The sequence below is a fragment of the Roseomonas sp. GC11 genome (assembly GCF_024437745.1).
Taxonomy (GTDB): domain Bacteria; phylum Pseudomonadota; class Alphaproteobacteria; order Acetobacterales; family Acetobacteraceae; genus Pseudoroseomonas.
In genome coordinates, this window is record NZ_JANFNY010000124.1 from 1 (window position 1) to 9666 (window position 9666).

At 62.0% G+C, this 9666-nt stretch carries 13 protein-coding genes; 4 read left to right on the forward strand and 9 right to left on the reverse strand.

All coding sequences use genetic code 11. The features are described from left to right. Positions 1–195 precede the first annotated feature (195 nt). Positions 196–858: a hypothetical protein gene (locus NON00_RS22925; protein WP_256025103.1), complete on the forward strand. Its 663-nt coding sequence runs from the start codon at positions 196–198 to the stop codon at positions 856–858. Between the two features lie 36 nt (positions 859–894). Here NON00_RS22925 and NON00_RS22930 read toward each other — a convergent pair whose 3' ends face one another. Genes NON00_RS22930 through NON00_RS22945 form a run of 4 tightly spaced genes read right to left on the reverse strand, consistent with a single transcriptional unit; the run spans position 895 to position 4419 of the window. Further along, positions 895–1851 carry a BsuBI/PstI family type II restriction endonuclease gene (locus NON00_RS22930; RefSeq protein ID WP_256025104.1) on the reverse strand — a complete coding sequence of 319 codons (957 nt, stop codon included), beginning with the start codon at positions 1849–1851 and terminating at the stop codon, positions 895–897. Further along, positions 1848–3317 carry an Eco57I restriction-modification methylase domain-containing protein gene (locus NON00_RS22935; RefSeq protein ID WP_256025105.1) on the reverse strand — a complete coding sequence of 490 codons (1470 nt, stop codon included), beginning with the start codon at positions 3315–3317 and terminating at the stop codon, positions 1848–1850. Before NON00_RS22935 ends, NON00_RS22930 begins: the two co-directional genes overlap by 4 nt. Positions 3318–3374: 57 nt before the next feature. After that, positions 3375–3935 carry a GIY-YIG nuclease family protein gene (locus tag NON00_RS22940; protein ID WP_256025106.1) on the reverse strand — a complete coding sequence of 187 codons (561 nt, stop codon included), beginning with the start codon at positions 3933–3935 and terminating at the stop codon, positions 3375–3377. Beyond that, positions 3925–4419 (reverse strand): replication/maintenance protein RepL, encoded by a 495-nt coding sequence (locus tag NON00_RS22945; protein ID WP_256025108.1) that lies wholly within the window; start codon positions 4417–4419, stop codon positions 3925–3927. Before NON00_RS22945 ends, NON00_RS22940 begins: the two co-directional genes overlap by 11 nt. Before the next feature lie 446 nt (positions 4420–4865). Between NON00_RS22945 and NON00_RS22950 the strand changes: the two genes are divergently transcribed. Together NON00_RS22950 and NON00_RS22955 are read left to right on the forward strand one after the other, a co-directional pair. Continuing rightward, positions 4866–5054, forward strand: coding sequence for a hypothetical protein (locus tag NON00_RS22950; RefSeq protein WP_256025109.1), 189 nt, complete (start codon positions 4866–4868; stop codon positions 5052–5054). Positions 5055–5068: 14 nt separating this feature from the next. Next, positions 5069–5356 carry a type II toxin-antitoxin system RelE/ParE family toxin gene (locus NON00_RS22955; protein WP_256025110.1) on the forward strand — a complete coding sequence of 96 codons (288 nt, stop codon included), beginning with the start codon at positions 5069–5071 and terminating at the stop codon, positions 5354–5356. Positions 5357–5443: 87 nt separating this feature from the next. Here NON00_RS22955 and NON00_RS22960 read toward each other — a convergent pair whose 3' ends face one another. From NON00_RS22960 to NON00_RS22980, 5 genes are all read right to left on the reverse strand, one after another. Continuing rightward, positions 5444–5896: a BRO family protein gene (locus tag NON00_RS22960; protein WP_256025111.1), complete on the reverse strand. Its 453-nt coding sequence runs from the start codon at positions 5894–5896 to the stop codon at positions 5444–5446. A gap of 258 nt (positions 5897–6154) precedes the next feature. Continuing rightward, positions 6155–6811 carry a hypothetical protein gene (locus NON00_RS22965; protein WP_256025112.1) on the reverse strand — a complete coding sequence of 219 codons (657 nt, stop codon included), beginning with the start codon at positions 6809–6811 and terminating at the stop codon, positions 6155–6157. A 393-nt stretch (positions 6812–7204) separates the two neighbouring features. Continuing rightward, the gene (locus NON00_RS22970; RefSeq protein ID WP_256025113.1) at positions 7205–7843 is read right to left on the reverse strand and encodes a recombinase family protein; all 639 of its coding nucleotides are present in this window, start codon (positions 7841–7843) and stop codon (positions 7205–7207) included. A gap of 10 nt (positions 7844–7853) precedes the next feature. Then, positions 7854–7979, reverse strand: coding sequence for a hypothetical protein (locus NON00_RS22975; RefSeq protein WP_256025114.1), 126 nt, complete (start codon positions 7977–7979; stop codon positions 7854–7856). A 195-nt stretch (positions 7980–8174) separates the two neighbouring features. Further along, complete coding sequence (locus NON00_RS22980; protein WP_256025115.1) at positions 8175–8633, reverse strand: surface-adhesin E family protein; 459 nt, start codon at positions 8631–8633, stop codon at positions 8175–8177. Positions 8634–9154: 521 nt separating this feature from the next. Here NON00_RS22980 and NON00_RS24955 point away from each other — a divergent pair. Then, positions 9155–9418: a topoisomerase DNA-binding C4 zinc finger domain-containing protein gene (locus tag NON00_RS24955; protein WP_370688761.1), complete on the forward strand. Its 264-nt coding sequence runs from the start codon at positions 9155–9157 to the stop codon at positions 9416–9418. Positions 9419–9666 lie beyond the last annotated feature (248 nt).

Genomic DNA, 9666 nt, shown 5'->3' on the forward strand with positions numbered 1-9666 from the left:
TCGGCTCCTCCCTGTGGCACCCCCTGGGGGGCGCTTAGGGAACCCCTGCCGCACCTGGGCCATCTCTACGCGAACTGATGACCGGCGCGTGTTCCCCCGAACAGTGGACGGGGTGAATATTGCAGGTGATCCTCGGGGAACGCGGAAGGTCGTTCCCTGGGGAGCGGAAAGCGTGTTCGGGGAGAACGGTTCGCAATGAGTGATGGGGAACAGCAGCCGCAGGAGGATGCCTTGTTCGTGGTCGCCACCTATCGGGAGATAGCTGAACGATGGGGCCTAAAGACCAATGACCACGCGAGGATGAAGGCCAAGCGGGCTGGCTGGCAGATGGTCCCGCAGAACCACCCTGGGGACGCTGTGCGGGTGCTTGTGCCCCGAACAGAATGGGATGCCGCACAGGCTGTTCAACGAAGGCCGAACAAGGATGGCGTGCCCCAAGGAACTGTTCCCCCGAACGCGCTCATTGTGGAAGCCCTGAAGGAGCGCCTGGAGGGCGAACAGAACCGCCGCCGTGAGGCCGAACAAGAAGCCGCTCAGGCTGCCGCGCTACGGCACCAGGTGGCCCGCCTAGAGGGAGAACGCGATGGGCTGAAGGTCGCGCTGGCAGTTGCCCAGGAGGCCGCCGCGAGGGCTGACCAGCGGGCTACCGAAGCAGAGTCTAGGGCCGTTGCCACCGGCCAAGCTGCCCAGGATGCCGCGGTTATGGGCGCCCAGCAGATCGCACAGGCTGAAGCCCTGGGGCACGAAATGGAGCGCCGGGCGCTGGTCGCAGAGAAGGAAGCCGCAGAGGCCAAGCTGGCCCTAGCGCGCTGGCAGGGCCGCCCTTGGTGGCGCCGCTTGCTGATGCCTGGGGAGTGAACCCAGGGGGCCTTTGTCTTGGCTGTTCGTCTTGTCTCAGCCCTCAGTCGCGTAGGGGCCGAGGAAGCGCACTCCGTTGAAGTGGATCAGATGCGACGGCGCATCTGCCACCCACACCTCTGTCTCCCATGCGATTTCACCCAGGTATCGGCCCATGATGGAGCGGTTCGGGAAGGCGGTCACATAGACAAGACCAGCCTTTGAACCTGAAAATAGCTTGGCGAGTTCGGCGTGGCGCTTGCCATCAACCGGGCCGTGACTGGTCACGGACTCCACCAGAAGCAACCAATTGCGCGCGGTGTAGTGCAACACCACGTCGGGCATCTTACCGTGCGAGTCCACATCAACGCCCAACGACGCCAATAGCGGCGCGTCGAAGTATCCCCACTTGTCGCCCGTGTCCCCGGCATAGACCAGCACGCTACCCGGCGCAAAGCGTGGCGCGAAGTCCTCGATGATGGCCCTGATGAGTTCGCTGTGTTCGCCGGGGCTGAGAGTTATTTTCTTTCCAGGCGCGATCTCAACCGGGATGCGGTTTTGCTCGCGCTCCATCGCATACTTCGCAACCAGTGTTTCACGCTCGGCCAGATAGGCCGTCAGCGCGTCGTGCCAAGCATCGGTGCCAAAGCTACGAAGTAGGGCGAGCGCAGCCGGCTCAATCTGATAGACTGCCTTCGGGCTGTTCACAGGGCGGTCTGGCTTGTCCGGGTTGTAGAGAGAAATACCGGCATCACAGAACTGGTGCATGGTCTGCCGGCGGACCGTCTCGCGAGTGTTCGGCTTGTAATCCTTGCCGTAGTGCTCACGCGCCCAATCCATGATCGGCGTGATGCCCACCAGCGGATTTTCAGCGTCTTTCCATGCCTTGCCCGGCGTCAGATTCAGCAGCGCCAGCAGGCACAGCGCCGATCGTTCGTTCTGCTGCGCCCTCGGCAATCCCAAGGCAATGATGATTTGGTGGGCGGCCTCGATGTAGTAGTTCTGTTCCGTCATGCCGTCAGCGTCCCTAGCTTGGCGTCGATCTGGGCTTGAGTGAGTAAACCTCTTTGGCTCGCCCATTCGCCTAGCTCGGTTAGAACATCACGGCTTGGATACTTCATCAGCTTGAGGTCGGTTGCGTTGACCTGTGTATGTCCGTTGAAGCGGCGGAAATGCTCGTCAACAGCGGTCGTGTTGAGATACAGCGCCAGCCCATAGGCCAACGCCTTCGGTAGGCCGCGCCTGTTCTCGTGGAACACGTTGAGGTGGTTCTCGAACGCCAGCATTGGCGCGTCGCCAAACGTGCCCGGATCTACCACGCTTGCCACGATGCGGCGCTTTTCCTCCTTCGACGAGAACCGCCGCACGACGCAGTAGAACCCCGAAGGATACAGCCATTTCTCGCTGCCCTGGTCGCGTATGATCGCGTTCGGTTTCTTTGCGCCGACGACCGGCCACGTCGTGCCGCTGCTGCTGAAATGGCCGGGGTAGAGCAGGGGGACGGTGCCACGCTCAGGCATGGCGCGAAGATGATCCTTCAGCCGGAAGTCCACGACTGGCCCGGTCGATACCTTTACGCCCACATCGGTAAGCGCGCAGCGCACGGCGGCCGACATCTCAAGGGCATTTTTCTCGGGCGACGTGGGGACGTGGATGAAGCGCCCCGGATCGTCCGGGAACACGATCCTTGCGAAAGGGTGTTCGTGCTTCACTAGGTCGGAAAAGCTGTCGTCGGTCGATGTGGAAACCGTCACCGGCCCAGGCTGCCCGTCGCGCTCCAGCCGGATGACGACGTTCTCTTGCAGCACTTCATCGTCCTTGAACGCCTTGTTGCGCGAAGCGAAGAGGTGCATTTGGCGGATGGCTGCACGCTCAAGGATGAAGTCGCGGAACGGTCGGTAATACGGCCCATTGCAGAAGCTGCGCGGGATGATCGCTACGATCTGGCCACCTGGTGCTGCCTGTGCCACCGCCAGCGCGACGAAGGCCGCATACAGGTTCACAGCCTCGATGCCTACGGAACGTAGGGCCAGGCGGTGGGGTGAATTGCTGCTTATCTTCTTATAAGGCGGGTTGAGTATGGCGTGCGTGTATCCCTTGGATTGTAAATCCCCGGCGGTCGCCAGTTCAATATAATCCCCAGAGATGACTTCAGAACGGACTTGCGGGTATGCCGACAAGAGATGCTTTAGGTGTCCGTGGAGATTCTCGTCCACCTCGTAGGCCGTCGCCTCTACAGCCTTGAAGCCAAAGCCACCGGCCACCCAGCGGTCGAGGAAGGCACATGAGAGGGCACCGACGCCCGCCCCTGCATCCAGCAAGCGGCAGGTTTGCAGGGGGCTAGGCGGGAACATGCTCGCCATGAAGCGTGCCACGCTAGAAGGGGTCATGAACTGGCCCAAATCGGACTTGTGCTTCTGGGTAGTGCTGGGGCCAACCTCGCGGCGCACACTGTCTGCGGTGTCAAGTTGCTGAAGCATTCCGTCTTGTCCTCATTGGCGCGGCAGGTGTCCGGTAGAAGGACAGAATTGACCGCCTTACTGGTCACTCAGGGTGTCCGGTAGTGGCTGCCGTGGCCAAGGTGTAGCGGCGTCCAAAGGGCTGGTCTGCGCCCGTTTGAAGGCCCGGTAGTGGTGAAAGTTATCCGAGATGCCTCCCCATGCGCCCATGGCGAAGGGGACCAGTTTCATCTTGTCGAGGTCAACGCGGTAGCCATCCGTTAGCCACACGGCTTGGGTGAACCGGGCAGCAATCCGCGCCCAGGCATCAGCGACGCTGCCCCGGAACCATTCGCCACGCCACCGCATGTCCTGCAACAGCCCATGGCACTCTTGTTCAGCATCCCGCGCTGTCGTCTCGTTGGCGCAGAGGAGCACGCCAAACAGAGCTAGGTTCTTGGCTGACGCGGAACGAAGGAGTTTCAGGCGCTGGAAGGGGTCAGCGGAATAGCCAATCTTGAAGGTGTCTCCAGGGGCGGCAAAGCTCATGAACAGCCGGTGCTCCTCGCGCAGTTGGGCAATCAGATACACATCCACGCTTGGCCGGGCGCTGTCTTCAGGCGCTCCCTCTGCCCCGTCTTCCTGCCACCTATTGACCATCACCGCGGATTTCCTCGGGGGCTTCGCTAGGCTTCTGACGGGAGCGGCGGGGCTTCTGCATCGTTGTCAGCCGTTCCTTGATGTTGCCGTTCTCCGTCTTGCTGACCAATACACGCGCCTCGAAAGCACAGAACAGCTTATGATCTTCTGCTGTCTTCCAGACTTCCTTTGGATTTAGGATGTAGACGTTAGAAGTCCCCATCTTCAAAACGCGCAACGCCCCATTTTCTATGAGGTATTGTGTTGCGCGGATGATAGAACGCCCGGAGCACTCCAGTTCCTCCGCCAGCAAGGCTTGCGTGCAGGCAAGGGCGTTATGGTGGTCACAGTGTCGAGCCAGGAACAGCCAGAGCTTAGCCACGGTTGGGCCGCCCTTGAGGGTGATTAGGTGCCCGATCCGCTCCCATCCCTTGTCATACACCTTGGTGAACCGCTCGCCCTTCGGTCTGTCTTCCTGGGGCTGTTCTGCCGCCTGCGCCCTCATGTCAGGTATACCTGCCAAAACTGTCCATATCAGTGACACAAGCATGAGCTTAGATTGTCAGCAAGTGGCGGGGATACGGCGGCATAAGCGCGCCCTCGTGGGGGCGCAAAGGTGACACTCTGGGTGTCACCAATAGGTGACACTCTAGGTGTCCACCTTCATTCTGCATAAAGCCATGAAATCAAAAGAAAGTAGGGGTTTTTCCCTTCTCTCTGTCTTCACAGGGGGGGACTTTTCCACGCCGCCGCCAAGCGGAAGCCCCTCGATAGCGGGAGCGCAGGCGGCGGGGTGGGAAAGTCACAGGCGAAAATGGCCGCGAGGTTGTCCACAGGGACGAGGCGGGCGCGGTGGCGGTGGCGGCTGCGGTAGGAAGGCCAGGAGGAGAAGCACCAGGTGGCTCGCGAAGGTGCTTCGCTGGGTGCCGCCAAAGCCGCTAGGATGGCTCCATGCCCCCTGACACTCACGCCCCTGGCTACATCGAGATGGACGAAGCCGAAGGGGTTGCCCTCGCGGCGGCGGTGGCGGCTGCCCGTGAGAGCGGCCCCGGTGTCCCACATGAGGAGGTCCGGGAGGAGATGCTCAGGGACATTGAACGCCTGCGCCAGAAGGTCGCCGGGCTGGCCGCCAAGCGGTGATGGCTGGCTGACCCGTGCAGGCTTCACGTTGGGCGGTCGAGTGGAAGCGCGAGGCGCTGGAAGACCGGAGGGCCATCACGGCCTATCTGGAAGCCCGCAACCCGGTGGCCGCCCTACGCCTCCTTGAGGCCCTGGTCATGGCTGGCGATAGCCTCGCCACGTTCCCTTTGCGGGGCCGCCTGGGGCGCATTGAGGGCACCCGCGAGTTGGTCGCCCTGTGGCCCTACGTGGTCGTTTACGAGGTCCAGGGGGCTACCGTGGCCATCCTGCGGATATGGCACGGGGCACAGGAGAGGGCCTGAAGGGGACCGGCAGAACCACCTTCTGGGACTGCGAGGCGATGACCGCTTGGGCCTCCAGAACGGCAGCGGCCAGGAGCGCCGGGCCGGTCAGCGTCGGGGCAGTGAGCACGCATCCTTCTCGTCGGCCTTGCGCTTCAGGAGGGACTGGATGCGGTCATCCACCTCCAGCAACGCGGGCTGCTTCAGGAGTTCCTCGCCGCGCACATAGACGCCATCCTTGCGGATCGCGGGGAGGACTTCGCGGGTCACCCACGCCTGGAACTGGCGCGCCTCCGGTTTGTCGGAGCGCATGATGAGTTTGTAGAGGCCGGACTCGGAGATGAGTATGAGCGGCTTACCCGGAAGCATGCCAAAGGTGATTCGATCCCCTTTGGTCATCTCGCCGGGGGCGAGTTTCCGATACGCGGAGTTGCCATTGCCTACCGGGAGGTCAAGGCACCGGCACACATCCGCCGCGACGAACCACGGTTGCCCATCAATCATCACCGTGCGGACGGGGGTGTGCGTCTCGGGGAAGGTAAAGACGGCGGGGGTGGTCATAAGGCGGCGCCTGGAGACGCTTGCTCCAGGTTGCTCCCCTAGGTAGCCTCCAGCGTGGCCGGTGTGCCCTTCACACGCTGGCCCCCTGTGCGCCTCCCTTCAGGTCTTGGGGTTGTGACGACGGTGCGGGGCCGTAACCCCCGCCCGTCAGCTTCCCCTTCGGACCATCGCCAAGGGCTGCCCCTCGGGCACACGACAAGACACCCTCGTAGAATGGCCTAGGAAGCCCGTAGAGGCGCCTTCTGCGCTGGCCGCTACTCACCCTCCAGACGACGCAGAAAAGCCGCTGGCGGTGGCGACGCGCGCCCTGGTGAGGGTGGTTTTGCGGGGGCCTCTGGGCGTGACCCTTCGGGGGGCAGCCGCAGGAGGAGCCGCAGGGAGGGCCTTTGCGGGGGTCTCGGTGTTGATGGCACCATCCCCGGCTGCATCTCTCGGCTTCCGCTTCCGGGCAGCCTTCAACGCCTCCCGGACTGCCTCGGGCATTGGCGACCACCGCTCCAGCATCAGCCCGCCGCTTGCCCTCTCGGTCATGCTTCGCTGGGCTGCCTCCTCAATCGAGGCCACCAACAGGCGGGCCTTTCCGTCCTCATCGTGGACCTCTGCGGGGCCGGTCATGCCTGCCGCGATCATCAGCCGCAGGAGGAGCCGCAGGGCGTCGGTCGGGTGCTGCGCGCGGTAGGGGCCGCAGGAATAGACATCTACGCCATCCGCGCGGCGGCGGTGGCGGTGAAGGGTGATGATGTGCATGGGGGCCTGTTCGGGGAGATTGGCGCAGAGGAGGGCCTGAAGGGCTGCCTTGGGCATTGGTGCCTGTGCGGTCTGTCCCCCAAGGGCGTCTGCGCGCTGGTCTTGGTCGTCTTCAGGCCCCCTCATAGGGGGAGTAAGGGAAAACCTTGGATTGGTGGCCTTCAGCACGAAATGCACCTTTAGGTTGTGCATCGGCTGCCGCCATCAGGCCCTCCTCTGCGTGCTCCTGACGGGGGAGCGGGGGCAGACCTCATGGGCGCTTTCGGCGCTCTCCAGGGCTGCGCGCGGGCATCGCAGATGCGTCCACAGGGGCTTGAAGGGTTGCCTGGGGTGGTCCTTGGAGGGCCGAAAACTCACAGATAGGCGCCGATAGATGCGCCCAGGATCGTCCCCTTGGCGCATCCTTCCCGGCAGCGCAAAGCCTCCCCGTTTTCCACGGAAACCCGACGCCAACTAGCGGGAAGCTATCGGTTCTATATGTGCGCGACCAAGTGCACGTAGATAACTCTCCCAACCGCGGTCATTTTCTCGGAGAGGCGCCAAGGACGTGCCCTTCTGAGGCTAGACAGAGGGCGTGCCATTGGCTGCCTGCCTCTTGGCGATCTTTGCGATGGTAGCGCGGCTGCATCCGGTGGCGGCCTGGATGGCTGACCACGACATGCCACGGGCCAGCATGTCGGCAATGGCCGCGTTCCGTTGGGTGTCCTCAGGGCGGCCCTTATAGAGGCCCGCCGCCTTGGCTTTGGCCTGGCCCTCTGCCTGCCGTCTGCGCCGGTCCTCATAATCCTTCCGCGCCACAGCGGCCAGCACGTCCAACATCATACCGTTGACCGCCTGGAACATGCGCCCCGTGAAGTCATCGCCAGGGGCAGCCAGGAGCCAGGAGGTAGGAAGGTCCAGGGCCACCACCCGCACTTGCCGGGCATCAATCTCCTGCCGCAGCTTCCGCCAATCGCCATCCGTGAGACGGCTTAGGCGGTCCACCTGCTCAATCAGCAGCACATCACCAGGGCGGCTATCGGCCAGCAGCCGGAACAGTTCGGGGCGCTGAAGGGAGGCCCCGCTCTCGTTCTCGGTGTAGCTGGCTGCGATGGTCATACCGCGATCAGAGGCGAAGGCTTCCAGGGCATCACGGGCGCGGCTGGCGTCCTGTTCCGATGTGCTGGCGCGGAGATAGAGGCGAGCAAGCGGCTTCTGCATGTCCCCGGCCTCACCCGAAGTAAACCCAGAGGAGGCCACGGATGACCGCCACGGCCATAAGGCCCCCAAAGGCAAGGTAGGTCAGCAGCAGGGCCAGGAAGGTGAGGCGGGAGAGGTGCTCAACCATGGTCGCCATCCATAAGTCTGTTTTGGATGGTTCATATCATGACGGTCTGATTTGAATAGTCAATATACGGAAGTGAACCAAAGGGAAGGGAGGTTCTCTGGGGGCATACCCAAATTGAACCAGCCACCAGATACAACGGAACCAGCATGAAGGGATGCAGTTGCCTCTTGGCGCGACAAAGGCGACGCTTGGGAAAGAAGCTCGCTATCTTGAGCAAGCCACCTCTATGATAGCCTCGCCCATAGTCCCTGGAGCCACACTGCTCCATGCAGCAGAAAAATCATCATCACTTGAAATTATTGTTTTGCCACGAGCAGAAACTTCTGAAAAAATTGAAATATTTATTTGCCTAATTCTTTTATTAAAGCATTCACACTCAAATAAAGTTCTCCTACTTTTAGCGCCGTAATTAATATAATTACCTTCTTTGTAGTTATTAATAACCCAGACCCTTAAATTATTCCCATTTCTTGCGATATTATTTATATAAGTCCACTGCACATATTCATTAGCTATACCACTTATAACCCACCCCTCCCCAGGCGATTGATAGGCGGGGTCTTGTGGTGCCTGAGCCAGAACGCTCCCCGACAAGGCAAGCATCCCACCAACAGCCAGGGCCGCCCCCCTGACGTGTCGCCACCACCACACAACAGGCTTCATCGGCATCCCCCAAAAATCGCTGCGCTTAAGGTTCTTTGTCCAAGTGCGGGGATGGGCCGGTCAAGGCAAGCCAAGGTTGGTTAGCCAAGTCTTTCTCGGTTAGCCCGTGCCCTCTCCAGGCTGCCCCCATCCCGGCGCTTCCGGCGCTGCCCCCTCAGATTGAAAACCCAAGACCAAACTTCGCAATCGGCCTGACGCTGCTATGATTTGGTATGGCAATAAACGCAACGCGCCGCCTCATGCTGGCCGCCTTGATCTTGTGCATAGGTGGGCCGGCTGAGGCTCGCGGTGGTCGCGGTGGTCGCGGTGGTTATGGTGGGCGGGGTGGACGTGGCGGCGGCTGGAGGTGGCGCGGCCACGGAAGTAGTAGAGGAGGCTTAGGCGGTATCTTCTTTCTGGGTGCCGCTGGGGTAGCTGGCGTCATTCTATGGAAGTGGCTGATTCGCTCAAGGCACCCAGCGCCACCAAGCACGCCCCCTTTGGCGACACCTCCGGGTGGAGCAAAAGTCCTGCCCATATCCATGCCGTCGCCTGCCAACACGCCGACAAGCGGCGCACTTAGCGCCCCTCTCATCGTGCGGCCGAGCGCGCCCATCGGCGCTTCTGCACCTACATCCCGCCTTGTGGGCGTGTGCTGTCCAGCGTGCTCTGCTCCGATGACCTTGCGTGTTGCCCGGCGCGGAAGGCATAGCGGCAGTAAGTTCTTCGGCTGCACCCGTTACCCAAAATGCCGAGGCACTCGCTCCGTTGCTTCAGTTGCTCGGCTGATGAACCCAGTTCAGTAGTCCTCCGGGCTGCCCCAAGGCCACCGCTCGGCTGCTTCGCCAGGGCACCCCATAGGCCAGGGGTGGGGGTGGCCCTGCCGTGTCTTGGGGGCATCTGCACCACCCCAGAGGGGGGAAATCGGCGCAAGGGCCACCCCCACCTATCCCATCAGGAACGCGCGCAATGAACATTCGGCTCCTCCCTGTGGCACCCCCTGGGGGGCGCTTAGGGAACCCCTGCCGCACCTGGGCCATCTCTACGCGAACTG